The organism is uncultured Methylophaga sp., assembly GCF_947259025.1.
In the GTDB taxonomy this organism is placed as follows: domain Bacteria; phylum Pseudomonadota; class Gammaproteobacteria; order Nitrosococcales; family Methylophagaceae; genus Methylophaga.
This window is the reverse complement of the sequence record NZ_CAMYKO010000002.1, coordinates 303254-329509: the sequence shown is the minus strand read 5'-3', so window position 1 is coordinate 329509 and position 26256 is coordinate 303254. Positions and strand designations below refer to the sequence as shown.

The 26256-nt window shown below is 52.9% G+C and carries 23 protein-coding genes and 2 tRNA genes; 11 read left to right on the top strand and 14 right to left on the bottom strand.

Features of this window, described 5'->3' with window-relative positions; translation table 11 throughout:
• Positions 1–15 precede the first annotated feature (15 nt).
• From rpmI to uvrB, 5 genes are all read right to left on the bottom strand, one after another.
• Positions 16–213, bottom strand: a complete 198-nt coding sequence (gene rpmI, locus Q0X64_RS02725; RefSeq protein WP_297808734.1) for a 50S ribosomal protein L35 — start codon at positions 211–213, stop codon at positions 16–18.
• A gap of 32 nt (positions 214–245) precedes the next feature.
• Entirely contained in the window at positions 246–764 is a 519-nt protein-coding gene (infC, locus tag Q0X64_RS02720; RefSeq protein ID WP_297808815.1) for a translation initiation factor IF-3, read from the bottom strand.
• Between the two features lie 3 nt (positions 765–767).
• A complete protein-coding gene (gene thrS / locus Q0X64_RS02715; protein WP_297808730.1) occupies positions 768–2696 on the bottom strand; it encodes a threonine--tRNA ligase in 1929 nt (642 codons plus the stop codon).
• Between the two features lie 75 nt (positions 2697–2771).
• Positions 2772–2848, bottom strand: a tRNA-Val gene (locus Q0X64_RS02710).
• Between the two features lie 50 nt (positions 2849–2898).
• Positions 2899–4908, bottom strand: a complete 2010-nt coding sequence (gene uvrB / locus Q0X64_RS02705) for an excinuclease ABC subunit UvrB (protein WP_297808727.1) — start codon at positions 4906–4908, stop codon at positions 2899–2901.
• 81 nt (positions 4909–4989) lie between these two features.
• On the opposite strand from uvrB, the gene Q0X64_RS02700 reads away from it, so the two are divergent.
• From Q0X64_RS02700 to Q0X64_RS02690, 3 genes are all read left to right on the top strand, one after another.
• Positions 4990–6174, top strand: a complete 1185-nt coding sequence (locus Q0X64_RS02700) for a pyridoxal phosphate-dependent aminotransferase (protein WP_297808725.1) — start codon at positions 4990–4992, stop codon at positions 6172–6174.
• A 64-nt stretch (positions 6175–6238) separates the two neighbouring features.
• Positions 6239–6314: transfer RNA gene (locus tag Q0X64_RS02695), tRNA-Asn, on the top strand.
• A gap of 312 nt (positions 6315–6626) precedes the next feature.
• A complete protein-coding gene (locus Q0X64_RS02690) occupies positions 6627–6782 on the top strand; it encodes a hypothetical protein (protein ID WP_297808722.1) in 156 nt (51 codons plus the stop codon).
• Positions 6783–6976: 194 nt separating this feature from the next.
• Here Q0X64_RS02690 and Q0X64_RS02685 read toward each other — a convergent pair whose 3' ends face one another.
• On the bottom strand, positions 6977–8689 hold the full coding sequence (locus Q0X64_RS02685; RefSeq protein ID WP_297808719.1) for a PQQ-binding-like beta-propeller repeat protein: 1713 nt from the start codon (positions 8687–8689) through the stop codon (positions 6977–6979).
• Between the two features lie 575 nt (positions 8690–9264).
• Here Q0X64_RS02685 and Q0X64_RS02680 point away from each other — a divergent pair.
• On the top strand, positions 9265–9651 hold the full coding sequence (locus Q0X64_RS02680; RefSeq protein ID WP_297808717.1) for an acyl-CoA thioesterase: 387 nt from the start codon (positions 9265–9267) through the stop codon (positions 9649–9651).
• 113 nt (positions 9652–9764) lie between these two features.
• Complete coding sequence (locus tag Q0X64_RS02675) at positions 9765–10154, top strand: hypothetical protein (protein ID WP_297808715.1); 390 nt, start codon at positions 9765–9767, stop codon at positions 10152–10154.
• Between the two features lie 6 nt (positions 10155–10160).
• On the opposite strand, the gene Q0X64_RS02670 is transcribed toward Q0X64_RS02675, so the two are convergent.
• The 5 genes from Q0X64_RS02670 to Q0X64_RS02650 are packed head-to-tail and all read right to left on the bottom strand — an operon-like array spanning position 10161 to position 16152.
• Positions 10161–10397: a formate dehydrogenase subunit delta gene (locus Q0X64_RS02670; RefSeq protein ID WP_297808712.1), complete on the bottom strand. Its 237-nt coding sequence runs from the start codon at positions 10395–10397 to the stop codon at positions 10161–10163.
• 12 nt (positions 10398–10409) lie between these two features.
• Complete coding sequence (gene fdhD, locus Q0X64_RS02665; protein ID WP_297808708.1) at positions 10410–11240, bottom strand: formate dehydrogenase accessory sulfurtransferase FdhD; 831 nt, start codon at positions 11238–11240, stop codon at positions 10410–10412.
• Positions 11241–14114 (bottom strand): formate dehydrogenase subunit alpha, encoded by a 2874-nt coding sequence (gene fdhF, locus Q0X64_RS02660; RefSeq protein WP_297808705.1) that lies wholly within the window; start codon positions 14112–14114, stop codon positions 11241–11243. It lies immediately after the preceding gene.
• Entirely contained in the window at positions 14111–15661 is a 1551-nt protein-coding gene (locus Q0X64_RS02655) for an NADH-quinone oxidoreductase subunit NuoF (RefSeq protein ID WP_297808702.1), read from the bottom strand. The genes fdhF and Q0X64_RS02655 overlap by 4 nt, the downstream gene beginning before the upstream one ends.
• Positions 15661–16152: a formate dehydrogenase subunit gamma gene (locus tag Q0X64_RS02650; protein WP_297808700.1), complete on the bottom strand. Its 492-nt coding sequence runs from the start codon at positions 16150–16152 to the stop codon at positions 15661–15663. Before Q0X64_RS02650 ends, Q0X64_RS02655 begins: the two co-directional genes overlap by 1 nt.
• 502 nt (positions 16153–16654) lie before the next feature.
• Here Q0X64_RS02650 and dmeF point away from each other — a divergent pair.
• From dmeF to Q0X64_RS02620, 6 genes are all read left to right on the top strand, one after another.
• Positions 16655–17578, top strand: coding sequence for a CDF family Co(II)/Ni(II) efflux transporter DmeF (gene dmeF / locus Q0X64_RS02645; RefSeq protein WP_297808698.1), 924 nt, complete (start codon positions 16655–16657; stop codon positions 17576–17578).
• 111 nt (positions 17579–17689) lie between these two features.
• Positions 17690–19447, top strand: coding sequence for an HAD-IIB family hydrolase (locus Q0X64_RS02640; RefSeq protein ID WP_297808695.1), 1758 nt, complete (start codon positions 17690–17692; stop codon positions 19445–19447).
• Positions 19440–20663: a glycosyl transferase gene (locus Q0X64_RS02635; RefSeq protein WP_297808812.1), complete on the top strand. Its 1224-nt coding sequence runs from the start codon at positions 19440–19442 to the stop codon at positions 20661–20663. The genes Q0X64_RS02640 and Q0X64_RS02635 overlap by 8 nt, the downstream gene beginning before the upstream one ends.
• A 13-nt stretch (positions 20664–20676) precedes the next feature.
• Complete coding sequence (locus tag Q0X64_RS02630) at positions 20677–22431, top strand: sugar phosphorylase (protein WP_297808693.1); 1755 nt, start codon at positions 20677–20679, stop codon at positions 22429–22431.
• Between the two features lie 73 nt (positions 22432–22504).
• Positions 22505–23353: a UTP--glucose-1-phosphate uridylyltransferase GalU gene (gene galU / locus Q0X64_RS02625; RefSeq protein ID WP_297808691.1), complete on the top strand. Its 849-nt coding sequence runs from the start codon at positions 22505–22507 to the stop codon at positions 23351–23353.
• Positions 23354–23422: 69 nt separating this feature from the next.
• Positions 23423–23953 carry a diguanylate cyclase gene (locus Q0X64_RS02620; RefSeq protein ID WP_297808689.1) on the top strand — a complete coding sequence of 177 codons (531 nt, stop codon included), beginning with the start codon at positions 23423–23425 and terminating at the stop codon, positions 23951–23953.
• On the opposite strand, the gene Q0X64_RS02615 is transcribed toward Q0X64_RS02620, so the two are convergent.
• From Q0X64_RS02615 to lexA, 3 genes are read right to left on the bottom strand one after another with little or no spacing between them, the layout of a single operon-like run.
• A complete protein-coding gene (locus Q0X64_RS02615) occupies positions 23950–24390 on the bottom strand; it encodes a hypothetical protein (RefSeq protein ID WP_297808687.1) in 441 nt (146 codons plus the stop codon). The genes Q0X64_RS02620 and Q0X64_RS02615 overlap by 4 nt on opposite strands.
• Positions 24391–25632 carry a DNA polymerase IV gene (locus Q0X64_RS02610; RefSeq protein WP_297808683.1) on the bottom strand — a complete coding sequence of 414 codons (1242 nt, stop codon included), beginning with the start codon at positions 25630–25632 and terminating at the stop codon, positions 24391–24393.
• Between the two features lie 3 nt (positions 25633–25635).
• A complete protein-coding gene (gene lexA / locus Q0X64_RS02605) occupies positions 25636–26244 on the bottom strand; it encodes a transcriptional repressor LexA (protein ID WP_297808680.1) in 609 nt (202 codons plus the stop codon).
• Positions 26245–26256: the final 12 nt, after the last annotated feature.

Sequence of the window (26256 nt, the reverse complement as noted above, 5' to 3'; positions counted from 1 at the left end):
CGGAAAACTCCTTAATTACAGGTTCGGCAGCATTTTACGCACTGACAGGTGATCTGCTTTGCAGATGGTCAGGGTAGAACGCAACTGGCGTTTACGTTTGGTGCTTTTCTTGGTCAGGATGTGACTGGTGAAAGCCTGTGAACGCTTGAATTTTCCGCTGCCGGTACGTCTGAAACGCTTCGCAGCACCACTATGGTTTTTTAACTTAGGCATTGTATTTAACAACTCCGCATTGATTTATGTAGTTATTTTTTACTGATAGGAGCCAGAACCATAATCATTTGCCGTCCTTCCTTCTTGGGACGCTGCTCGACGCTGGAAATCTCATTCAGGTCTTCTGCCACACGTTGCAGCAATTGCAGACCCAGTTCCTGATGCGCCATTTCACGTCCGCGGAAGCGGAGGCTGACTTTGGTTTTGTTCCCGCTTTCAAGGAAACGTATCAGGTTGCGTAGTTTTACCTGATAATCCCCTTCTTCTGTGCCAGGTCGGAACTTCACTTCCTTGACCTGAATTTGTTTTTGTTTTTTCCGAGCTTCAGCTTTTTTCTTGTTCTCTTCAAACAAAAACTTGCCGTAATCCATGATACGGCATACCGGTGGTTTTGCCTGTGGGGCAATTTCCACCAAGTCCAATTCGGCGTCCTCAGCTTTCTGCACTGCTTCCCGAAGAGAAACAATACCGAGCTGCTCACCATTAGAATCAGTCAGTCGAACTTCTTTGGCTGTGATTTCACCATTCAGCCGTTTTTGATCTTTAGCGATGTTCTAATCCTCTAAAATAATTCGGCCGCGGCGAGCGACGTCTTCTTTTAGCAAGCTGACGAAGTCTTCAATGGGCATCGCCCCAAGATCTTCACCCTTGCGAGTACGTACCGCCACGGCGTGATTTTGTTCTTCGCGTTCACCAACGACCAGCAAATACGGAACGCGACGAAGTGTATGCTCGCGTATTTTAAAGCCAATTTTTTCGTTTCTCAAGTCTGTATCGACTCTAAAGCCTTGTTTCTGCAAATCTTGAGCAACTTTTTGTGCGTATTCGCTCTGTTTATCACTGATTCCCATCACCATAGCCTGCTTGGGTGCGAGCCAGGTCGGGAAGGCGCCGGCATACTCTTCAATGAGAATACCGATAAAGCGTTCCAGTGAGCCCAGAATCGCACGGTGCAGCATGACCGGCACCTGTTTGCTGCCGTCATCAGCGACATAGCTGGCATCAAGACGGCCCGGCATGGAGAAGTCGACCTGGATAGTGCCGCACTGCCAGACCCGGCCCAGGCAGTCTTTCAGCGAAAATTCGATCTTAGGCCCGTAGAATGCGCCCTCGCCCGGTTGCAGATCCCACTCAAGATCCGCGGCATTGAGTGCCTGTTCCAGTGCCTGCTCGGCCTTGTCCCAGACTTCATCACTGCCTACCCGGTTTTCCGGACGGGTGGAGAGTTTGACAATGATCTCGTTGAAACCGAAGTCGGCATAAACTTCATGCAGCAGTTCGATAAACTGCGCCACTTCTGACTGGATCTGGTCTTCAGTACAGAAGATATGCGCATCATCCTGGGTAAAACCGCGCAAACGCATCAGGCCGTGCAAGGTGCCGGAAGGCTCATTACGGTGACAGGAACCGAATTCCGCCATGCGCAGCGGCAGCTCACGATAGCTTTTTAGGCCCTGGTTGAAGATCTGCACGTGGCAGGGACAGTTCATCGGCTTGACCGCGTAATCACGGCTTTCCGAATGGGTACTGAAAATCATGTCACCGAACTTGTCCCAGTGACCGGATTTCTCCCACAGGGTGCGGTCCACCACTTGCGGGGTGCGCACTTCCTGATAGCCATTATCACGCAAGACATCACGGATATGGTTTTCCACCACCCGGTAAATCTGCCAGCCATTGTCGTGCCAGAAAATCATGCCCGCGGCTTCTTCCTGCAGGTGGAATAAATCCAGGTTCTTGGCAATCTTGCGGTGGTCGCGCTTCTGCGCTTCTTCCAGACGTTGCAGATAGGCTTTCAGCGCTTTTTTATCCGGCCAGGCGGTACCGTAGACGCGCTGCAGCATTTCATTATTGGCATCACCGCGCCAGTAGGCACCGGCCAGTTTGGTCAGTTTAAAGGCTTTGCAGAACGACATATTAGGCACGTGGGGACCACGGCACATATCGACATATTCTTCGTGGTAATAGAGGCCGACTTCTTTTACGTCATCATCCATATCGTCGATGATGCGCATTTTGTAGATTTCACCACGCGCTTCAAAAATGGCCCGCGCTTCGTCTTTGGGGGTCATTTTCTTGATCACGTCATAGCCGGTTTTGGCCAGCTCTTCCATGCGCTTCTGGATGCTGTCCATCTCTTCCGGACTGAAACGCTGATCACCATCCACGTCGTAGTAGAAGCCTTCATCAATCACCGGTCCGATCACCATTTTGGTCTCGGGATAAAGCTGCTTGACCGCATGGCCAAACAAGTGCGCGGTGGAATGACGAATGATATCAATGCCTTCCTCGTCCCGGGGCGTCACAATAGCGACTTCGGCATCCTGTTCAATCAGCGTGCAGGCATCAACCAACTCACCATTGATTTTGCCGGCTACAGTGGCACGGGCCAGACCATCGCCGATAGATTTGGCGACATCATGAACGGTAACGGGATTATCGAATTGGCGTTGACTGCCATCAGGAAGGGTGACTGAGATCATTGTCTTATCCTTGGTTGTGGCCTATACGAGGGGCCTTAAAAACCAAAAAAGCACCCTGGGGTGCTTTTGAAAATCTGGTAGGCACGAGTGGATTCGAACCACCGACCCCCACCATGTCAAGGTGGTGCTCTAACCAACTGAGCTACGTGCCTGCCGTGGAAGCTGCGAAATTATACGCAGCCTGACTCATATTGCAAGCCTTTTACACCGCAACCGGCCCCAGCGCCACTTTACGCAAATGTTCCAGTTCATCGCGCAGCTTGGCAGCATCTTCAAACTCCAGGTTTTGCGCATGCTTGTACATGGCCTGTTCGATTTTATTGATCCGCTTGGCCAGTTGCTGCGGCGTCAAAGAGGCATACTCGGCCTGCTCTTCGGCGACCTTGGCAAACTGCTTCTTGCCGCTCTTCTCAGGCATATCGTCCATGCCGGTACGGATGGCCTTTTTGATCCCCTGCGGGGTAATGCCGTGTTCTTCATTAAAGGCGACCTGTTTTTCACGGCGACGCTCGGTTTCATCCATTGCCCGCTTCATCGAGCCGGTGATTTCATCAGCATAGAGAATGGCCCTGCCGTTAAGGTTACGGGCGGCGCGGCCAATGGTCTGGATCAATGAACGGTCACTGCGCAGGAAGCCTTCCTTGTCAGCATCGAGAATCGCCACCAGTGAGACTTCCGGTATATCCAGCCCTTCCCTAAGCAAGTTAATCCCGACCAGCACATCGAACTCACCCAGACGCAGATCACGGATGATCTCCACCCGCTCGACGGTATCAATATCCGAATGCAGGTAGCGCACCTTGACGTTGTGTTCGCGCAGGTATTCGGTGAGATCTTCAGCCATACGCTTGGTTAAGGTGGTCACCAGCACCCGTTCATTGACTTTGCTGCGCTTGTTGACCTCGGACAGCAAATCATCGACCTGGGTACTGACCGGACGGATTTCCACCTGCGGATCGACCAGACCGGTAGGCCGCACGACCTGCTCGACCACGGTGCTGGAATGTGCTTCTTCGTATTTGCCGGGGGTTGCCGAGACAAAAATCGTTTGGGGTGCCAGCTGTTCCCATTCTTCGAAGCGCAGGGGGCGGTTATCCATGGCCGAGGGCAGACGGAAACCATAGTCCACCAGCGTTTGCTTGCGTGAGCGGTCGCCTTTGTACATAGCACCGATCTGCGGCACCATCACGTGACTCTCGTCGATGACCAGCACCGCATCATCCGGCAGGTAGTCAAACAAGGTAGGCGGTGCTTCCCCCCCATTGCGCCCCGACAGATGACGGGAGTAGTTTTCAATCCCGTTGCAGTAACCCAGTTCCAGCAGCATTTCGATATCAAAACGGGTGCGCTGTTCCAGCCGCTGGGCTTCCACCAGCTTGTTCTGGTCATTCAAATCTTTCAGACGTTCGCGCAACTCTTCCTTGATAGCATCGACGGCTTTCAGCAGGCTGTCACGCGGTGTGACGTAGTGTGTTTTGGGATAAATCGTGATCCGGCTCAGGCGTTGTAGCAATTCACCCGTCAGCGGATCGAAATAACTGATTTGCTCGATTTCATCATCGAACAACTCTACCCGCACTGCATCACGCTCGGATTCGGCCGGGAAAATATCAATGACTTCTCCCCGCACGCGGTAGGTGCCGCGATGCAGTTCAATATCGTTGCGGGTATATTGCAGTTCGGTCAGTCGGCGCAGAATATCGCGCTGGCTGATGACATCGCCCTGAACCAGGTGCAAGACCATTTCCAGGTAGGCATCCTTTTCACCCAGACCATAAATGCAGGACACACTGGAGACAATAATCGCATCGCGCCGCTCCAGAATCGCCTTGGTTGCCGACAGCCGCATTTGTTCAATCTGCTCGTTGACCGAGGCGTCCTTGTCGATAAAGGTATCCGACGACGGCACATAGGCTTCAGGCTGATAGTAGTCATAATAGGAAACGAAATATTCCACCGCGTTATGCGGAAAAAACTCTTTCATTTCACTGTAGAGCTGGGCCGCCAGTGTCTTGTTGGGGGCCAGAACCATCACCGGCCGCTGCACTGCCTGCGCGACATTGGCGATGGTAAAGGTCTTGCCGGAACCGGTCACCCCGAGCAGGGTTTGCCACATCTCGCCGTTTTCCAGACCTTCGATCAAGGTGCTGATGGCTTTGGGCTGATCGCCGGCCGGTGAAAATTCGCTGACTAACTGTAATTCTTTATTCATACATCTTTAGCATCGATTAGGTTTGGCGTATATTACTGGTGGTTATTATTAAGTAGTGTTTGTATTACTGAAGGAAAGATTTTGACTATCAAGCTCTCCCAACGCGTTCAAAACATCAAACCCTCTCCCACCCTGGCGATTACTGCCCGAGCCGCGGCACTCAGAGCCGAAGGGAAAGACGTGATTGGTCTGGGTGCGGGTGAACCCGACTTTGATACCCCCGACCACATCAAACAGGCTGCTATCGAAGCGATCAACAGCGGTAAAACCAAGTATACGCCGGTTGATGGTACGCCAGATTTGAAACAGGCTATCATCAAAAAGTTCGCCCGTGATCAGCAACTCAATTACGAAGCCAATCAGATCCTGGTTTCAGTGGGGGGCAAGCAGAGCTTTTTCAACCTGGCTCAGGCTTATCTGCAGGAAGGCGATGAGGTTATTATACCGGCGCCTTACTGGGTGTCTTATCCGGATATGACCCTGCTGGCCGGTGCCAAGCCCGTCATTATCGAAGCCGGTCAGGACAACCAGTTCAAGATCACCCCAGAACAACTGGAAGCAGCGATTACAGACAAAACTCGCCTGTTTGTAATTAACAGCCCGTCCAACCCAACAGGCATGGCCTATACCGATGCTGAGCTCAAAGCGCTGGGTGAAGTGCTGCGCAAGCACCCGGATATTTTCATTGCCACTGATGATATGTACGAGCATATTTACTGGGCGGATGAACCGTTCTGCAATATCGTCAATGCCAACCCCGATTTCTATGACCGCACCCTGGTCATGAACGGCGTCTCCAAGGCCTATTCAATGACCGGCTGGCGCATCGGTTATGCGGCCGGTCCGGCTAACTTGATTGCCGCAATGAAGAAAGTGCAGTCACAAAGCACCTCCAACCCGGCCTCGATTTCACAGGCGGCAGCGGTGGAAGCCCTGGACGGCGATCAGTCTTGCATCGACAGCATGCTGAGCGAATTCAAAAAACGCCATGACTTTGTGGTTGAAAGCCTCAATGCAATGCCCGGCATCGACTGCCTGCAAACGCACGGCACCTTTTATGTCTTTCCCAACATCGCCGGTGTGCTGGAAAGCAAACCCGAGTTGAAGGACGATATGGATTTTGCCGAAGCTCTGCTGGTTGATAAGGGTGTCGCCGTGGTGCCGGGCAGCGCATTTGGCCTTAAGAATCATGTGCGCCTGTCGATTGCCACCAGCGAAGACAACCTGCGTAACGCACTGAAACGACTGGCGGAATTTATTGGCTAGCAAATTTATGTATGACAAGGCTTGACCCGCCCTGTGCAAGCCTCTATCATACGCATCTTTCTGTTCCCCGATAGCTCAGTTGGTAGAGCAAATGACTGTTAATCATTGGGTCGCTGGTTCGAGTCCAGCTCGGGGAGCCAAACAAAATATCAAAAAGCCCTGCAATTTTTTGCAGGGCTTTTTTTTGCCTGAAATTCCCCCCCGCCCCCTCAAATAAGGGGTCGTTATAGGCCTGCTGATAAGCGATGCTATCGATAACGGAAAAGGAGCGCTGCCAACCGGACGGCGGCGTTCCGGGCAGGGATGCCAGTCTCTATCTGAATAACACCCGATTGCAGTCTGCTCTGGCAGATTTAACCCATGTTGATAAAGGCATAATGCCCTATTGCACTGGCAGGTTTAACAACGCTATAGTGTGAAGCAGTTCTCAAAATTAACAAGGATCGTTAATCATGCTGCCTGCGCCGCTCTACAACATCATGCCTTTCTTTTACCTGGGTTCAGGTTTTTCCATCCCTATAGCGCTGGATAACGTCTTTGCCTTTCTATCAGGCGTAAGCCTTGCCACCGCCGCCTGCCTCATCATGCGCGCCCGCATGTGGATTTAATGCTGGCCTCGTTGAGTCCCGCCCCCGCATTCTAGGGGTTATCTGCTGTATCAGATAAGCTCACTCTGTCTTTAAGGGACACGGGACGATGCAATCTGGCTGCAGGCGTTCAGGACAGGGATGTTCCCCTCTTCCAAAAGAAAAAGGCACCACTCTCCTGATGCCTTGTTTCAGTTGAATCCACCGCTTGCTGCTCAGGGCAGCGTCCATGTCTTGATGCTGTCACCGGATTTATAACCGAACAGCTTATTACCACCAGCGGTAACGGCAATATATTGCTTACCGTCGATCTGGTAACTGATTGGCGGTGCATTGACACCCGCTGTAGTCTCCCCTGACCAAAGTTTTTCGCCGTTCTCGGCATCCAATGCAAATAGTTCTCCACTGCCCTCACCACTGAATACCAGACCACTTGCCGTGCTCAGCACACCGCCCAGCAGCGGGTTATCAGTTTTGTGCTGCCAAACCAGTTTACCGGTATCGATGTTGATGGCACTGAGCAGACCGTATCGCTCATCGGTATCTAGCGGCGACATCGAGGAGTACTGCAGATCTTCTTCGCCCTGCTTGCTCTCCAGTTTGTGAAGACTGTAATTCACCGGCCAGTGAATACCGGCAATGAATACCAGGCGGCGCTCAGCGTCGACAGACACCGGTGACCAGTTGGAGCCACCCAGCACGCCGGGATAAATCACTGTGCCGTCACTGGATGGCGACTGGAACATATTCTGCTGCGGGACATAGGCATCACTTTTGAACAACAGTTTGCCAGTGTTGCGGTTGAGTACATAAAACCAGCCGGTTTTCCCTGCCTGACCCACTGCCGGGATACGCTCACCGTCTCGCTGCACATCGAATAACACCGGCGGACTGGCTACATCATAGCCCCACATATCATGCGGCACCTGCTGGAAGTACCATTTTATCTTACCGGTGTTGGCATCCAGCGCGACCAGCGATGAGGTATAGAGATTATCGCCGGGACGGGAAGATCCCTCCATTTGCGGTGAGGGGTTGCCGGTGCCGAAGAACAGGGTTTCGGTCTCGTGGTCTATAGCCGGTGTACTCCAGGCCGAGCCCCCGCCATAACGCCAGGCATCAGCATAATCTGCTGCTGCGGCTTTTTCTGCTTCCAGATCACGCGGCAGGGGTTCACCATCGGGCGTAGTGGCGACAAAGTTACCTTCCCATCCCTGTTCCGGGACAGTATCAAATTGCCATAACGGCTCACCACTATCGACGTCAAAAGCCGCCAGAAAACCTCGGCGCCCGTATTTACCGGCAATACCGACCACTGCACCCAATGGCGCATCAGGGTCGGGAGAGTCCAGATGCAGCCCGTAACCGACCCCAGTGATACCGATAATCACCTTATCCTGGTAGACCATCGGCGCCATATTGAGCCCGGCACCGGACGTGCCCGAGACCTGACCTTCGGTGTCATCAGCCAGGCTGTTGATATCCTCTCGGATACCGCTTTGTCCTTTGGTGACATCTTGGTCCCAGACTTTCTTCCCATTGCCGGCATCAAGCGCGATGAGACGACCATCTACCGTGCCCATGAAAACGCGGCCATTAGCGACAGCCACACCACGGTTAGCAGGGCCGCAGCACATCTCACGCGATTTGTTCCAGTCGTGGCGGTAACGCCAGATCTTCTTGCCACTGGCGGCATCCAGCGCCACCACGTCGTTAAATGGCAGAGAAACATACATCACGCCTTTTTTAACGATAGGTGTGGCCTGAAAAGTCGCCTCGATACCAGTATTGAACTCCCAGGAGGGAGTGAGCGCATCCACATTGGCAGGGGTGACAGCCGTCAACGTGCTGTGACGCTGGTGTAGTTCATTACCACCAAAAAGCGGCCATTCCTCATCGGTTTCTACTGAGCAAGCTGTGATCAACATCAGGCAGCTCAAACCGCCCAGTATGTGCCTTATCCGCATATCTCTCTCCGTTGTGACTGACTTTTTATGACAACAGACATAGTAATTAAATCTGCTGATCCAGCAATTTCCTGTGAAAAAAAGTCACCGCTTTTCAATAAGCTTTGATGTTTTGTTTATACCCATTTAAATTCCCTGGCGCAGTTGGCAATGTTCTGCGTTGCACCAAGCCAATCTATGTTGTACCTGTCTATTGCTTTACTCTGACTGCTCATCTTTGCAGCGTTGATACATTCCTTTTATGAATTACTCAGGTGCCATTCTAAGGCGTTTAACACTGCGGGTACCATCTTAGTTCAAGGGCATGTTCACGCCAACAAAGTTTGGGCAATAATTGTGATTTATCTGAAAATACCCAATGCTGGCGTTAAGGAAAAGCTGTCAGTGGCCTGCTGATAAAAAAATGCTTGTATATATCTGTGCATGGCTAAAACCAGAAAGATGAAACTGACACGAAATCGGCTGGCAATATTAAAATTCACTCGTTTATTATGCCTACACACCATGATAACGACTCACTCCAGTAAGGACTTTAAATGACCAGATTACCCGAGGAGCACGCCATTTTACGGATCATGGCGCGGCCCAATGATGTCAATGTGGCGGGAGATATTTTCGGTGGCTGGCTGATGTCGCAATGTGATATCGCCGGCGGCATTGTGGCCAGCCGCCGTGCCGGAGGCCGGGTGGTCACTGTTGCGGTAAGAGATTTCCGCTTTCTGGCACCGGTACTGGTCAGCGACATCGTCAGCATCTACGCTGAGGACATTAAAATCGGCACGACCTCGCTCACCCTGACCATTGAGGTTTATGCTGAACGACGCCAAGCCGGTCGCGAGCATATCCTCAAAGTGGCCAGTGCCGAGATCACTTATGTGCATATCAACGATGACCGCGAACCCACCCCGATAAAGCAGGACTGAGCTTCTTGCTAAACCCATGCAAGATATTGATCTAACATCAATTTAGATGTGATATAGTCAGTGTATAAGCATTCCTGAGATGGCATAGCCGCCCCTGACAGGAGGATCGTGTGATGAACGACTGGCTATTTTTGCTACTCATTCCCGCCCTGCTCTGCCTCATCTGGTTCTGGCCCGAAACCCGAGGCAGTCGCTCCCCCTTACGCAGAACCAGCGATAAACACGCCAGCAAGACTGACAACCGCTTTCATGCGGTAACCATAGTGCCCTGCACTCACGCTTGTAGTGCAGTCAAAGTCTTTGAGGGGCAACGTTTTCTGGCCCGTGAGGTCAGCAGCCTGCCGGTGGCGGGCTGTGATGCATCACGCTGTCAATGTACCTACAAACATTACGCTGATCGCCGCAGTGGCGAAGATCGTCGCCATGCAAGCAGCGCGATGCATGCCCAGTTCCAGCATCAGGAACAGCGACAGGATGGGGATCGCCGTCACGCTTATTCCTGATACCGCCTAGCTAATAGCTTCTTTGGGCTGTGCCAGTTGTGCTACCGCCAGTCTGGCTATTGGGCTGAGATCCTCGCCGCCTTCATGGTAGTAATCCATGATCAGCGTTTTCATGCTGCGTGCCCAGAAACGCTGAATATGACTGGCGACACGCTGAGCCGCTTCCTCGGTCTGGTAAGCGCCGTTGTTGGCGGCTATCTGGTTAACCATACGGATAAGGCTGTCCAGTTGATTGTGGCTCATTACGATTGTTCCTCAGACTGCATGTCGGGCGCTGTCATGCCCGTTACCGATATCAGGGTCATGGTAGATGGTATGGCGGCCATCGCGGGCAAAACCAACCAGTTTTAGCCCGGCTTCCCGGGCCTGCTCAATGGCCAGCGAAGTCGGCGCTGATACCGCCACCAGACAGCCAAAACCGGCACTGGCGCTTTTCTGAACCATTTCATAACTGGCACGGCTGGTGACCAGGACAAAACCATCCCGCATTGATAGTTCAGTTTTTTTGAAAGCACCAATGAGCTTATCCAGTGCATTGTGGCGTCCCACATCCTCCCTGACATGAAGAATGTTGCCATCCAGATCACACCAGGCGGCAGCATGCGTGGCACCGGTTGTCTGTTGCAGTGGCTGGTGTTGCTTGATGTTGGCCAGCGCCGTCTGTATGGCATCATCGCTAACCGACACTGGCTGCACCGGCTCGACAGGCCGAATCGCCTGCTTGAGGCTCTCAACGCCACACAGGCCACAGCCCGTGCGTCCGACCATGCTGCGGCGCCGTTCACGCAAAGCCTCAAAGCGCTCATCGCTAATCTGCATGCGAACGGTAATCCCGTTTTTGCCCGAATGCACATGGATATGACTGACTTCACTGACATCAGCAATAATGTCTTCGGTCAGGCTGAAACCCAGTGCAAAATCCTGCAAATCATTGGGTGTGGCCATCATTACCGCATGCGAGATGTAGTTATAGACGAGCGACACCGGCACTTCGACGGCGATGTCGTCGTGCTTCCAGCGGCTTGCCGTGTCATCTTCATGCACGGTGACCGCAAGATTAATGGCGGTGTCGTCTTTGTTTTGCATTTACTTCGCTTCTGCCTCTGTCTGTGTTTGCGTTTTACCCTGCAACAGCTTCAACTGCAGGGCCTCGAATGACCTGAAGTTCTGCTGCCATTCCGATGGCTGACTGACACGCTCGACCTGCACCGCGGTGACCTTGTATTCAGGACAGTTGGTGGCCCAGTCGGAGCTGTCGGTGGTAATCACATTGGCGCCACTGCCCGGATGATGGAAAGTGGTGTAGACCACACCCGGCAGCACTTTATCGGTGATCCGGGCCCGCAACACGGTCTGGCCGGCGCGGCTGGTAATGCCCACCCAGTCATCTTCTTTGATGCCCCGGACTTCCGCGTCATGCGGATGCAGATCCAGCCGATCCTCATCGTGCCAGACCTGATTGTTGGTGCGCCGGGTCTGAGCACCGACATTATACTGGGACAGGATGCGACCGGTGGTCAGCAGCAGCGGGAAGCGACTGTTGGTCTTCTCATCGGTTGCCACGTACTCGGTCACGCTGAAACGGCCCTTGCCAATCGGAAAATCATCCACGTGCATGGTGGGCATACCGACCGGGTTGTCATCGTTACAGGGCCACTGGATACTGCCCAGCTCATCCAGACGCTGGTAATTCACACCGGTAAAGGTGGGCGTCAGACTGGCAATTTCATCCATGATTTCAGAGGGATGATTATAATGCATCGGATAGCCTAATGCATTGGACAAGTCCATCGTGATCTCCCAGTCCTCTTTCCCGGCAACGGCGGGCATCACCTTGCGAACCCGGTTGATGCGGCGCTCGGCATTGGTAAAAGTGCCGTTTTTCTCCAGGAAGGAGGACCCCGGTAACAGCACATGGGCAAACTTGGCGGTTTCGTTGAGAAACAAATCCTGCACAATCAGGCATTCCAGTGCGCGTAGCGCCGTTTCCACATGCTGGGTGCCCGGATCGGACTGGGCAATATCCTCGCCCTGAACGTAGAGTGCCTTGAAACTACCAGCAATCGCCGAATCGAACATGTTGGGGATTCGCAGACCCGGTTCATCATCAATCGGTACGCCCCAGACCTGTTCGAAATGGGCCCGTGCCTCGGCATTGGACACGTGCTGATAGCCCGGCAGTTCATGCGGGAATGAGCCCATATCACAGGAACCCTGGACATTGTTCTGACCGCGCAGCGGGTTGACACCGACGCCTTCGCGGCCAATATTGCCGGTCGCCATCGCCAGGTTGGCAATCCCCATCACCATGGTGGAACCCTGACTGTGTTCAGTCACGCCCAGGCCATAATAGATGGCGCCATTTTCGGCTTTGGCATAGGTAATCGCGGCGCGGCGAATAGCCTCAGCCGCCACACCGGTGACCGCCTCGACGCTTTCCGGTGAGTGCCGATCCTGTTTGATGAACTCACGCCAGGCGTTGTAGCTGTCCATGTCGCATCGTTTTTCCACAAAGGCCTGATCTTCCAGGCCTTCGGTCACGACAACATGCGCTATGGCATTGATCAGCGCCACATTGGTGCCCGGTTTCAGCGCCAGATGCTGGGCTTTCTTCAAGTGCGGGCTTTTCAGCAAATCGATATGACGTGGGTCTGCGACAATCAACTCCGCGCCCTCACGCAGACGGCGGCGCATCATCGAACCAAATACCGGGTGGGCATCGGTCGGGTTGGCACCGATCACCACAATGACATCGGATTTCATTACCGAGTCAAAGTTCTGGGTACCGGCCGACTCGCCCATGGTCACTTTCAGACCGTAACCGGTGGGTGAATGACAGACACGGGCGCAGGTATCAGTGTTGTTGTTGCCAAATGCCGTGCGCACCAGTTTCTGCACCAGGTAGGCTTCTTCATTGGTGCAGCGTGACGAGGTAATGCCGCCGACACTGTCACGCCCGTATTTGGCCTGAATGCCTTTCAGTTTCTCGGCAGCAAAGGCATAGGCTTCTTCCCAGCTCACTTCCTGCCAGGGTTCATTAATCGCATTGCGGATCATCGGCGATTTAATGCGGTCCTTGTGGGTGGCATAGCCGAAGGCAAAACGGCCTTTCACGCAGGAGTGGCCGTGATTGGCGTCACCGCCCTTGTAAGGCACCATGTTGACGACCTTGTCACCTTTCATTTCCGCCTTGAAAGAACAGCCCACGCCGCAATAGGCGCAGGTGGTAATCACGCTGTGTTCGGGCTGGCCCATATCGATAATGCTTTTTTCCATCAGCGTCGAGGTCGGGCAGGCCTGCACACAGGCACCGCAGGATACACACTCGGAATCCATAAAGGCTTCGTTCTGACCGGCTGAAACCTTGGAGTCGAAACCACGGCCATCGATGGTCAACGCAAACGTGCCCTGGGTTTCCTCGCAGGCACGCACACAGCGTGAACAGACAATGCATTTGCTGGGGTCAAAACTGAAATACGGGTTGGACTCGTCTTTTTCGCTGTCCAGATGATTTTCACCACTGTAGCCGTAGCGGACTTCGCGCAGTCCGACATCACCCGCCATATCCTGCAGCTCGCAGTTACCGTTGGCCGGACAGGTCAGACAATCCAGCGGATGATCGGAAATATACAGTTCCATCACATTACGTCGGAGTTTGCCCAGCTTTTCATTCTGAGTGGTGACTTTCATCCCGTCATAAACGGTGGTGGTACAGGAGGCCGGATAACCACGATGGCCTTCAATCTGTACCGCACACAGGCGGCAGGAACCGAATGATTCCAGGCTGTCGGTGGCGCAGAGTTTGGGAATATTGATATCAGCCTGGGCGGCGGCGCGCATCACCGAAGTACCATCAGGCACAGTGACTTCAACGCCATCAACTTCGATCGTCACCAGCGTCTCAGAAACACTGGCCGGCGTGCCGTAATCTTTGTCAGGATTAAAGGTTTCTACTCTCATGCTTTGCCTCCTTGAGCTCTAAGCTCATCGGGGAAATATTTCATTACGCTCTGAACAGGAAATGGCGTCATGCCGCCCATGGCGCATAAAGACCCATCAATCATGGTGTCGCAGAGATCTTCCAGCAGGGTCCAGTTCTTGTCAGCATTATTGCCGTCGCGAATGCGCTCAATCACTTCCACCCCGCGGGTGGAACCAATCCGGCAGGGGGTGCATTTACCACAGGATTCGATCTTGCAGAACTCCATTGAGAAACGTGCCTGTTCGCCCATATCAACCGTGTCATCAAACATCACCACACCACCGTGGCCGAGCACAGCATCAACGGCGGAAAATTCCTCGTAGTCGACCGGCGTGTCCCACTGGCTTGCTGGCATATAGGCGCCGAGTGGACCGCCGACCTGCACCGCTTTCAACGGTCGCCCACTCAGGGTGCCGCCACCGAAATCTTCCATCAGTTCCCGCAGCGTGATGCCGAAAGCCAGTTCCACCATGCCGCCCTGCTTGACGTTACCGGCGAGTTGCAACGGCAAAGTACCGCGCGAGCGCCCCATACCGTAATCAGCGTAGGCCTGACCGCCTTTGTCCAGAATAAAAGGAATCGCTGCCAGCGATAGCACGTTATTGACCACCGTGGGCTGACCGAACAGACCAATAATCGCCGGTAACGGTGGTTTGGCCCGTACCAGTCCGCGTTTGCCTTCCAGACTGTCGAGTAATGAGGTTTCCTCACCGCAGATATAGGCGCCGGCACCGAGGCGTACTTCCAGGTCAAAATGTTTGCCTGAGCCCAGAATATCGTCGCCCAGATAACCGGCCTGATAAGCCTTTTCAATAGCTTCGTTAAGCAGCTTGTGAGCAACCGGGTATTCCGAGCGCAGGTAGATATAGCCCTGGGTGGCATGCACCGCGAGCCCGGCGATGGTCATGCCTTCGATCAGCATGAACGGGTCACATTCCATCACCAGTCGGTCAGCAAAGGTGCCGGAATCCCCCTCATCGGCATTACAGACGATGTACTTCTGTTCGGACGGGGTATCAAGAACGGTCTGCCATTTAATACCGGTGGGGAAAGCCGCGCCGCCGCGGCCGCGCAGGCCGGAATCTTTAACTTCATCCACAATCTGCTGGGGTTCCAGCTTGAGCGCATTTTTCAGCCCGCGGTAACCGTCCAGACTTTCATAATCATTCAGCGACACTGGATCAGTAATACCGGCACGAGCAAAGGTCAGCCGCTGCTGTTTTTTCAGATAGGGCATGGCCTCAACCAGGCCGATACAAGCCGGGTGTTGCTCATCGCCACTGACAAAATCAGCATCAAACAGTGCCTCAACCTGAGTCGCCTCAACCGCGGCATAGCCAATCCTTCCCCTGGTTGTTTGCACTTCCACCAGCGGTTCCAGCCACAGCATGCCGCGCGAGCCGTTACGAATGATTTCTATCGGGATATCGCGCTTTTCCGCTTCCAGCTGGATAGCCTCTGCCACTCTATCCGCACCCAGTGACAGGGCGGTGGTGTCACAGGGGACATAAATACGTGCAGTCATCAGCCGGCCTCCTGCATCTGCTTTTGATAATCGGCAAGCAGGGCATCAAATTTGTCCACACTGACACGGCCATGGATATCATCATCAATACGGATCGACGGCGCTGTGGCGCAGTTGCCCAGACAATACACCGCTTCCATTGAAAAGCGGCGATCGGCGGTAGTCTGATGGTAATCAATACCCAGCGTCGTTTTGGCATGCTGCTCAAGACTGCGGCAGCCCATTGCCTGACAGGCCTCAGCCCGGCAAATCTCGATGGTATGACGGCCCGGCGGCGTGGTTCTGAAATGATGATAAAAACTAATCACACCATGTACTTCGGCACGGGTCTGCAACAATGAGTCAGCTATCTGGCTGACCGCCTGTTCAGGGATGTAGCCCACTTCATCCTGAATCGCATGCAGGATGGGCAGCATCGCCCCGGGTTTGTGTTTTAGTCGGTCGATAATCGACTGAATGGACGTGGCTGTCCATTCTGTAGCAGAACTCATATTTACTCTCTCCATCCTATTTATGCAAATAAATGCATATTTGTTTGTTATTTTTATACTTTAATCGGAACTTAGCACAGAAGAATGGAGATAAAAATATGATTGTATGATCCTATTTATTAAATTGGGATCTGCTCAGCGCCTGGATGAATAAACACGTGTTTTTATATTTATTGCAGTGACTTATAAATAAACATCCTACTTGCCGATTTATCTTGGTGCAGTGCTAAGTCCACACGCACTCAGACTGAGCAAAATAATAAGATAAATCTGCGACAAAAATGTTAACCATATGTTTTATATATAAAATTTATTTTTGGCACGGCTGATGCAACATTAAAACTACAAACAATCTTTCAGCTGCATGTTGTTTGTAATTTCTCTCTTGTCTACGTGCTGAGCCTTGGGGTGAACAAATGTTCACCCCTTTTTTTTGCCTGCAATATACCAGCTTGACTCTGATAGCATAGAAGCAGAGCGATCAGACAGCATTCAAAGCATTATGCACCAGCACAGTATTGAACAATGGCAGCAGGATCACGACTTCGTGATTGATAATCAGCAGGGCGCACGCCGCACTCGCTATGTCTTGCTACTGACTGCTGTCACCATGCTGGTGGAAATTATCGCCGGACTTGTATACGGCTCAATGGCATTGCTCGCCGATGGTTGGCATATGGCGACCCACGTCGCCGCCTTTCTGATCACCCTGTTTGCTTATCACTACGCCAGTAAACATGCCGATAACCCGGCTTTTGCGTTTGGTACCGGTAAAGTCAGTGTGCTCGGCGGTTTTAGCAGTGCCGTGGCCTTGGGTGTTGTTGCAGTATTGATGCTGCTGGAGTCAGTGGAAAGACTGTTTGACCCGCATAACATCCAACTGAACGCCGCTATCGTGGTGGCTTTTATCGGCCTCTGTGTCAATCTGGTGAGTGCTTTGTTACTGAAAGGCCATCATGGCCATGCGCATTCGCCAAATCATGATCACAACCTCAAAGCAGCCTACATCCACGTATTAGCTGATGCATTGACCTCGGTCCTGGCTATCGTAGCGCTGATCGCCGCCAAACTGGCCGGTCTGTTCTGGCTGGATCCGGTAATGGGCGTTGTCGGGGCACTAATTATCAGTGCCTGGGCGGTCAGCCTGATTCGGGAAACCAGCCCTATCCTGCTCGATGGCAGCATTGATGAACAATATCGAGACGCCATCCGCCAGCGCATAGAGGAGGACGCTGATAACCGCATTGCTGATTTTCATATCTGGCACCTCAGCGCCCATCATTATGCTGCCATTATTACCATTATTACTGACCGGCCACGACCCACGGCATATTACAAAGCCCTGCTGGAAGACTTTGACCGGCTGTCACACATCACAATTGAAGTGCATCAGTGCGAAGATGGTCATTGCCAGCAGCAAGTCTGAAACAACCGCTCTATCAGTCTTTAAGCTTGAATAAAGCTGTCAATGTATCACGCGGTACGAATATTGCGTTGACTGCTTTAACCTTTTCAAAACAGAGCAAGAGACACGGATATGCTGGACACTGATATTACCGGCTTTCTCAGACAGCAACAGTTACCGGACAGCTACCGGGGACTGATCAAGGAATGGTTTGCCCCTCTGTCAGAGACGATAAAATCGCACCATAATAGTGCAAAGCGCCCCTTAATCGTCGGTATTAACGGCGCTCAGGGCTCGGGTAAAAGCACCCTCGCGGCGTGTTTGCAGTTTTTACTCGAGCAACAGGGCCTGCGCGCTGTCACCCTGTCACTGGATGACTTTTACTTCACCCGCAACGAGCGACAAACGCTGGCTTCGGGCATTCATCCGCTGCTGGCCACGCGTGGCGTGCCCGGCACCCATGACATTGCCCTGGCAAGAAAAACCTTGAGTGATTTACTGCACCGACACCTGCCGGTGTTTGTACCACGTTTCAATAAAGCCACCGACGATCGGTCTCCACCCGAGTTTGCATCATGTATTAATGAACCGGTAGACATCATACTACTGGAAGGTTGGTGCCTGGGTGCCACAGCCGAAGATGAGGCGGCACTCTCACAGGCGGTTAACGATCTGGAAGCCAATGAAGACAGCGACGGACACTGGCGCCGCTACGTTAATGAGCAGCTCGCCCGCTTCTACCCCGCTTTGTTTGACCTGATTGATATCTGGATCATGCTGAAAGCCCCGTCGTTTGACTGCATCTATAACTGGCGGCTGGAACAGGAAAACAAGCTACGTCAAAACGCGCAGCAGCAAAGCCAGGTGATGGATGAACTGCAACTGTCCCGCTTTATCAAGTTTTACCAGCGAATCACAGAAAATACCCTCAATACTCTGCCCGAACGTGTTCACTACCTTTTTGAACTCAATGCCTCCCGGCAAATCACCAAACTGACATCCAGACCACCTAAGCTCTCAGCCATGAAAGACAAGCAATGGCTGATCTTTACCGATATGGACGGCAGCCTGCTTGATCATCACAACTATCATTTTGATGATGCCGTTCCCACGCTCAAGGCACTGGCCTCTGTACACATCCCGGTCATGCCGGTAACCAGTAAAACCCAGGCCGAGGTCGAACTGCTGCGAGACAGTCTGAACAACGCCCACCCGTTCATTGTTGAAAACGGCGCGGCGGTATTTATTCCAGTCGGCTACTTTGAAAAGCAACCCGAAGACACGGTAGAAAAAGACGGTTACTGGATTAAAGCCTTTGTTGAACCACGTAAAAAGTGGCAGCAGCTTATCGAGCAATTGCGTCCCCGTTATGCCGGTGAATTCAAAACTTTTACCGATGCCGGTATTGACGGCATTATTGCGATGACAGGACTCAATGTCCACGCCGCGGCCCGGGCTGCACGCCGACAGTTCGGTGAGCCAATAGCCTGGCAGGGCAACGGCAATCTCAAACAACAGTTTATCGAAGAGCTGCAACAGGCTGGTGCCCACATCCTCGAAGGTGGTCGGTTCATGCATGTCTCCGGTGACTGTAACAAAGGCCGGGCCTTACGATGGCTGACCCAGATTTTCCAGGCCGCCGAGCTCGATAAAACCATGCTGTCGCTGGCCATCGGTGACAGTCAGAATGATCAGGCCATGCTGGAGCAGGCAGACTATGCCCTGCTAATCCGCTCACCGGTCCATCCGCTGCCCACCGTCAACCGCGAACAGAACCTGACCATCTCCACCCACACCGGGCCCAAAGGCTGGGCCGAAGGTGTTAATCAGATACTCGATGCAACGCTGCATCCCGATTCATCCACGCAACCCCGAGGCAATCATGGCTGATTTCTACCAGAATGGGATTATTACCACCTTACATAACCTGACTCACCGTCATCTCGCCGATCTGGAGAGTGACCTGCTGCAGTTCAGCAAACAACGGCCGATGGGCCTGCTGCTGCCCTCCCTGTTCTCTGAACTGGAAGGGGAAGCGCTGCCCAATATCGTGCAGCAATTGAAAAATGTGCCTTATCTGTCGGAAATCGTCATTGGCCTGGATCGGGCGGATGAAAACCAGTATCGCCATGCCATTCAATTTTTTAATACTCTGCCCCAGCACCACCGGATTCTGTGGAATGACGGCCCCAGACTGAAAGCCATCGATGCCGAACTGCAATCTCTGGGACTGGCCCCCAAGGAAATGGGCAAAGGCCGCAATGTCTGGTATTGCATGGGCTACATACTGGCTTCAGGCAAGACCGAATCGATTGCCCTGCATGACTGCGATATCGTCACCTACACCAGCGAACTGCTGGCTCGGCTGATTTACCCGGTGGCCAACCCGATGTTCAACTACGAGTTCTGCAAGGGCTATTACGCCCGCGTGGCTGGTGGCAAACTTAATGGCCGCGTGAACCGGCTACTGGTGACACCGTTAATCCGTTCACTGAAATCGGTTATCGGCTCCCACCCTTACCTGGAATATATGGATAGCTACCGTTACCCGTTGGCCGGTGAGTTTTCCTTCCGTCGTGATGTGCTGACCGATATCCGTATTCCCAGCGACTGGGGGCTGGAAATCGGCGTATTGTCGGAAATGCACCGCAACTACGCCAATAACCGACTGTGTCAGGTCGATGTAGCCGATGCCTATGATCATAAACACCAGGACTTATCGCTGGATGACCAGCGTGGCGGCCTGTCAAAAATGTCGATCGATATTGCCAAATCTCTGTTCCGCAAACTGGCCACCAAGGGCGTGGTGTTCTCACCGGAAGCCTTCCGCAGCCTCAAGGCAACCTACTACCGGATTGCGCTCGATTTCGTGGAAACCTATCGCAATGATGCGGTGATGAACGGGCTCAACTTTGATATTCACCAGGAAGAAGAATCGGTGGAAATGTTTGCCAAGAACATTATGGATGCCGGTCAGATGTTTCTGGAAAACCCGATGGAAACCCCGTTCACGCCAAGCTGGAGCCGTGTCCAGAGCGCATTGCCGGATATCTTTGAACGCCTGTATGAAGCCGTAGAAGCCGACTACCAGGAATTTTCTGCCTGAGGATCTGAGATTAATGACAGCCAGTGAAGAACAACTGCATTTACTGAAACAAACCGTCAGTTACCACCTGCGGGCGATTTACCATGAGGTTGCACCGCAGCTTTCGGTCGATGCTTTGTGCAAGGAAATCATCACGCTTATGCGACTGGACGAGGAGTTTCACGACACCGTCCCGCACAAGAACAACTGGGATCAGCAGGATATGGTGCTGATCACCTATGGCAACAGCGTGCAACAGCAAGACGAAGCGCCGTTGAAAACCCTGCATCGCTTCCTTGATGCCGAGGTCAAAGGTTTTATCAACGGTGTACATATCCTGCCTTTCTTCCCGTTCTGCTCCGATGACGGGTTTGCCGTCATGGATTATTACCAGGTCAATGACAAACTGGGTGACTGGGACGATATTGAAGCCATTGCCGGCGACTACCGGCTGATGGCCGATCTGGTCATTAACCATGGTTCCAGCAGCGGTGAGTGGTTTGATAACTTCATCAAGGGCGAAGGACCGGGTCATGATTATTTCTACACCACCGCACCCGATACCCCGGTCAGCCAGGTGGTGCGGCCACGTACCAGCCCGCTGCTGCGCGAGACCGAAACTGCTGATGGCACAAAGTATGTCTGGTGCACCTTCAGCCATACCCAGGTGGATTTTGATTTCCGCAATCTTGAAGTGCTGAAAGAATTTATCCAAATTGTGCGCTTTTACCTGGATAAGGGCATACGTATTTTCCGTCTTGATGCGGTGGCCTTTCTATGGAAAAAACCGGGGACCAGCTGCCTCAATCTGGCAGAAACGCATGAAGTGGTGAGGCTAATGCGCAGCCTGATCCAGCATGCGCAGCCCGATGCCGTGATCATTACTGAAACCAATATTCCCAACCGTGAAAACCTCAGTTATTTCGGTAATGCCAACGAAGCCCACTGCATTTACAATTTCTCCCTTCCGCCACTGCTGGTGAACACGCTGGTCACCGGCAACTGTTTTTATCTCAAACAATGGCTGATGAGCATGCCGCCGGCGCAGAACGGCACCGCTTATTTCAACTTTATTGCCTCGCATGACGGCATTGGTCTGAGACCCGCTGAAGGCCTGCTGTCAGATTCAGAAATCGCCTCACTGATCAGCACGATGCAGCAGTTTGGCGGCCAGATTTCCTGGCGCGCCGGCGACAATGGTGTGAAAAAGCCCTATGAAATCAATATCTCACTATTTGATGCCTTGCAGGGCACGACTCAGGGCAAGGATGAATGGAATATTGACCGTTTTATCTGCGCTCATGCGATTATGCTGGCACTGGAAGGCATTCCCGGTATTTATATCCACAGTCTGCTGGCGACCAGTAACGATATGGAAAAACTCGAACGCAGCGGACAAAACCGCGGTATCAATCGCCACGAGTGGGACTATGAGCAGCTACAGAGTGAGCTTGCCAATCCCGAGTCACAGCATGCCAAGGTCTCCGGTCTGCTCAAAAAACTGGTACATCTGCGCCAGCAACAGCGCGCTTTTCACCCCAATGCCACCCAGTTCACTTTGCATATGGGCGAACAATTGTTCGGCTTCTGGCGGCAGAGTATGGACAGAAGGCAAAGTATTTTTTGTATTTTTAATGTCAGCGACACGCCGCAGCCACTGCGGATTGCCGAACTCAACCTGATTGTGACTGACCGCTGGTGGGATTTGATCAGTGGTCATATTTTTGATGAAAGCACCGAAGTCTTCACCCTCGCCCCCTATCAGGTGTTGTGGATCACCAACGGCTAGGATTGTCATGGTACATTCACAATCAACTGTTACAGTTTTATTAAGCTCCTGATGCTTCAAAAAGGAAAATTGCATGTCTGAAGTTAAACCAATTCGCAAATGCCTGTTTCCGGTTGCCGGTTACGGCACCCGCTTCCTGCCGGCCACCAAGGCCATGCCCAAGGAAATGTTGCCCATCGTCAATAAGCCCCTGATTCAATACGGTGTGGAAGAAGCCGTTGAAGCCGGCGCCACCGAATGCGGCTTTATTACCGGCCGAGGTAAACGCGCCATTGCCGATCATTTCGATACCAGCTACGAGCTGGAACAGGAGATCAAAGGCTCCAGCAAGGAATCCTATCTGGAAGATATCCGCAATGTGATGGATAACTCTGACTTCATCTTTATCCGCCAGCGCGCCATGCTGGGTCTGGGTCATGCGATTCTGACCGGTGAACCGATTATCGGTGATGAGCCTTTTGCCGTTATTCTTGCCGATGACCTGTGCGCCCACCCGGAAGGCACGGAAGGTAAGCGTGCGCTGGGTCAGCTGGTTGAGTTGTACGAAAAATACAACTGCAGTGTTATCGCCATTGAAGAGGTGCCGGGCGACAACATCAGCAGCTACGGGGTGATTTCCGGCCGTGAAATCGAAGACGGCGTGTTTGAAGTGGACGATATGGTGGAAAAACCCAAACCCGAAGACGCCCCCAGCAGCATGGGCATCATTGGCCGTTACGTGCTGACGCCGGATATTTTCGATTACATCCGCAATACGCCGCCGGGCACCAATGGCGAAGTGCAGATCACCGATGCTATCCGCGCTATGGCCCAGGAAAAGCGGGTGCTGGCACTCAAATTCAAAGGCCATCGCTTTGATTGCGGCAGCATCGACGGTTTTGTGGAAGCGACCAATTATTATTATCAGCGCGACCACAAGTAATCCTGACCTGAGCCCTGCCGGTTCCAGTCCTGCTATGATGGAACTGGTAGGGACAAACTATGATGAACCATGGATACTCAAAGCCAAGAAGCAGCAGCAACTGATGACATTCTGATTGATCAGACCGGACTGCTGGAGCATCTCATCGATCACTGGCGGCATGCCGTGACCGGTGAATTTTCGGTATCCATGTTTATTATCGATGTCGACAAGTTCTCCCTGCTGGAAAACAAATCGGTCTGCTTTGAGAAAATTCTCAATACCATCGGGCAACAGTTTCACCGCGAAACCGACTACATTGCACGCTTCAATCGCAAGCAGATCATGGCTATCACGTCGCAGATGACATTCCGCCAGAGCAAACAACTGGCTACCCGGCTGCAAAAAGCCGTCGCCGCCCTGGAAATTTTTCATCCCCACTCACCCACCGGACGTTACGCCACTGTCAGCATCGGACATACCACTTATTCACCGGTGAAAAACGACAACTACGGCGTACTCGACATGCTGGCCACCGCCCAGCGTCACGTTGTGCAAGCAAAAAAAGACGGTGGCAACTGTACCCAGACCCGCCTTCACAGCCGGGTACTGAGCAGTTAACCCTGGGGATCGAAGGTTTTCTCTCCGGCCTGCACCACACGCGGCCAGCGACTGTGGATCTGAGCATCTTCCAGTTCCGGCTGAATCGTCACCACATAAACCCGTCTTTCATTGTGATCACGGGCAATCAGCCCCTGAATGAACTGCCCTTTCTGCAGGTCATACCAGTGGGTTTGGCCTTCCAGATCCTTTTCCATAAAGCTCAGCACCGGAATCTTGACCGGGATAGGAAAAAATTTGTCCCAGCGGCCCGAGTAAATCGCATCCAGTTGCGCCCAGCCAGTGGCCGGCAGGCGGCCCTGTTGTTTCTGACGTCGGCCCCAGGCAAGCAACTGGATATTGCCATCCTGCAGTAATATCGGCAGCACAGCCTTGGGATTGGGAAAAAACATCCGCATCACCGCGTCGCCGTGTTTGAAATAAACACCGCCACACATTTAAATCGTCTTCCTGTGTCCACTCGGTTTCCAGGCCGGGGCAATCACATTGGGCATTTCACTGCGTCCTATCACCCGGCTGGGCGCGACGGTGAACTCACCGAAACGCTCGTTAATCTGATCCACGGTATTATTCAGTGCATGACGTTTGTGCTGTTCATGGTTATCAATAAATAAATCCGCCTGACGTCCCAGGGTCGGGTTTAATGCGGTCACCTGAACCTGGCGACTGTCTTCACCGGCAAAGCAGTCATTGACAAAACGGCGGCACAAATCATAAATCAGGCCACCGTCATCAGTAGCCTGAGCCAGTTTGATTTTGGTGGCCAGCCAGCCCTGACGCCGGGTTTTGATACCAATAAAAAAACGGTCTGACTGGAATCCATGCTTACGCAGTCGGCTACCGACTTTTTCCGACATATGCTGAAAATAGGTCAACACCGTCTGCTTGTCAGCGGTCCCCGGTGGCATGACCTTGCCGTGGCCTATCGTTTTGGGATCTTTAACATTAATAATCACCGGCTCCGGGTCACGTCCCTGTGCCATCAGCCAGATACGCCGTCCCGGATGACCGAATCGTTTGGCGATCAGACTCATCGGCACTTTTTTCATATCCCCACAGCGCTCAATGCCATAGCGTGATAGAAACCGGCTGATTCCCTCACTGATGCCACTCAATGCCGTCACCGGCTCATTGGCCAGACGCGCCTCTGCCTGCCACGGCGCGATCAGGGTCAGACCATCCGGCTTTTCCAGCTTGGCAGCAAATTTGGCGGTGGTCTTGTCACCGCTCAGGCCTACGCTGCAGGTCAGCCCTGAAGCCTCACTGACCGTGCTTTTAATCAACTGACCAATCTGCAGCGGACTGCCATGTAGCTGCTGACAAGCGGTGACATCCAGAAAGGCCTCGTCAACTGAATAAACTTCTACATCCGGTGTGATGTGCTGCAGTGCAGCCATGATCCTGGACGACACCGCAGCATAACGATAAGGCCGACTCGGTGCCTGAATCAGCGCCGGACACAGCTGGCGTGCTTCCTTCAAATGCATGCCGGTATGAATACCGACACTTCTGGCCTCGTAGGAAGCGGTAATAATGGTGCTGCCCAGCTTGCCGTTGGTCACCGCCACCGGCCGGTTGCGCCAGAATGGATAATCCTGCTGCTCGATCTGGGCAAAAAAGCAGTTCATATCAACCAACGCAATCAGCCGCTCCCAGGGTTGTTGCCGATCCGGTTTCACGGTTTACGGGTAGGTTCTCAACTGACCCACGACGACGCCCTGAATCCGGATCCGGTCGGCAGGCAGCGTCACCGGCTCATAATCGATATTGGCCGGCATCAGAGTGATGGTGCCATCATCATTGAGCAGCAGGGTTTTCAGGGTGGCATCAAAGCCATCGACCAGCGCCACCACAATATCACCGTGGCGGGCGGTCGACTGTGACTGCACCACCACGTAATCGCCCGACATAATGGCTTTGTCGATCATGGAGTCGCCATTCACCTTCAGCACAAAGCGATCTTTGCCGGTGAACATATCGCCCAGATCAATTTCCGACTCATCGGCGACCGCTTCAATCAGCCGCCCGGCAGCAATCTTGCCCATGACCGGCAAAGTCAGCGGACCCAAAGCTTCGGGCTGAGCCTGTTCGGTCAGGCGGAGCCCGCGGGTGCGTCCAACATGTCGCTCCAGCAAACCGGCATCGACCAGCGCCTGAATATAGCGGTGGGTGGTGCCCTGCGAGCTGATCCCCAGCCCGTCGGCAATTTCCGAGACCAGTGGTGAACGTCCGTGTTCATCAATGTAATGACGAATAAAATCCAATGTGTGTTGTTCACGTTCAGTCAGCATGATCCCATTCCT

What these genes read in the sequence shown, in the direction of transcription:
- lexA (WP_297808680.1), bottom strand. Translation starts at nt 26,244, where the DNA reads ATGCTGACTGAACGTGAACAACACACATTGGATTTTATTCGTCATTAC.
- fdhD (WP_297808708.1), bottom strand. Translation starts at nt 11,240, where the DNA reads ATGCAAAACAAAGACGACACCGCCATTAATCTTGCGGTCACCGTGCAT.
- Q0X64_RS02675 (WP_297808715.1), top strand. Translation starts at nt 9,765, where the DNA reads ATGAACGACTGGCTATTTTTGCTACTCATTCCCGCCCTGCTCTGCCTC.
- fdhF (WP_297808705.1), bottom strand. Translation starts at nt 14,114, where the DNA reads ATGAGAGTAGAAACCTTTAATCCTGACAAAGATTACGGCACGCCGGCC.
- Q0X64_RS02685 (WP_297808719.1), bottom strand. Translation starts at nt 8,689, where the DNA reads ATGTTGATCACAGCTTGCTCAGTAGAAACCGATGAGGAATGGCCGCTT.
- Q0X64_RS02670 (WP_297808712.1), bottom strand. Translation starts at nt 10,397, where the DNA reads ATGAGCCACAATCAACTGGACAGCCTTATCCGTATGGTTAACCAGATA.
- Q0X64_RS02650 (WP_297808700.1), bottom strand. Translation starts at nt 16,152, where the DNA reads ATGAGTTCTGCTACAGAATGGACAGCCACGTCCATTCAGTCGATTATC.
- uvrB (WP_297808727.1), bottom strand. Translation starts at nt 4,908, where the DNA reads ATGAATAAAGAATTACAGTTAGTCAGCGAATTTTCACCGGCCGGCGAT.
- Q0X64_RS02690 (WP_297808722.1), top strand. Translation starts at nt 6,627, where the DNA reads ATGCTGCCTGCGCCGCTCTACAACATCATGCCTTTCTTTTACCTGGGT.
- Q0X64_RS02615 (WP_297808687.1), bottom strand. Translation starts at nt 24,390, where the DNA reads ATGTGTGGCGGTGTTTATTTCAAACACGGCGACGCGGTGATGCGGATG.
- Q0X64_RS02640 (WP_297808695.1), top strand. Translation starts at nt 17,690, where the DNA reads ATGCTGGACACTGATATTACCGGCTTTCTCAGACAGCAACAGTTACCG.
- dmeF (WP_297808698.1), top strand. Translation starts at nt 16,655, where the DNA reads ATGCACCAGCACAGTATTGAACAATGGCAGCAGGATCACGACTTCGTG.
- galU (WP_297808691.1), top strand. Translation starts at nt 22,505, where the DNA reads ATGTCTGAAGTTAAACCAATTCGCAAATGCCTGTTTCCGGTTGCCGGT.
- Q0X64_RS02655 (WP_297808702.1), bottom strand. Translation starts at nt 15,661, where the DNA reads ATGACTGCACGTATTTATGTCCCCTGTGACACCACCGCCCTGTCACTG.
- Q0X64_RS02620 (WP_297808689.1), top strand. Translation starts at nt 23,423, where the DNA reads ATGGATACTCAAAGCCAAGAAGCAGCAGCAACTGATGACATTCTGATT.
- Q0X64_RS02680 (WP_297808717.1), top strand. Translation starts at nt 9,265, where the DNA reads ATGACCAGATTACCCGAGGAGCACGCCATTTTACGGATCATGGCGCGG.
- Q0X64_RS02635 (WP_297808812.1), top strand. Translation starts at nt 19,440, where the DNA reads ATGGCTGATTTCTACCAGAATGGGATTATTACCACCTTACATAACCTG.
- rpmI (WP_297808734.1), bottom strand. Translation starts at nt 213, where the DNA reads ATGCCTAAGTTAAAAAACCATAGTGGTGCTGCGAAGCGTTTCAGACGT.
- Q0X64_RS02630 (WP_297808693.1), top strand. Translation starts at nt 20,677, where the DNA reads ATGACAGCCAGTGAAGAACAACTGCATTTACTGAAACAAACCGTCAGT.
- thrS (WP_297808730.1), bottom strand. Translation starts at nt 2,696, where the DNA reads ATGATCTCAGTCACCCTTCCTGATGGCAGTCAACGCCAATTCGATAAT.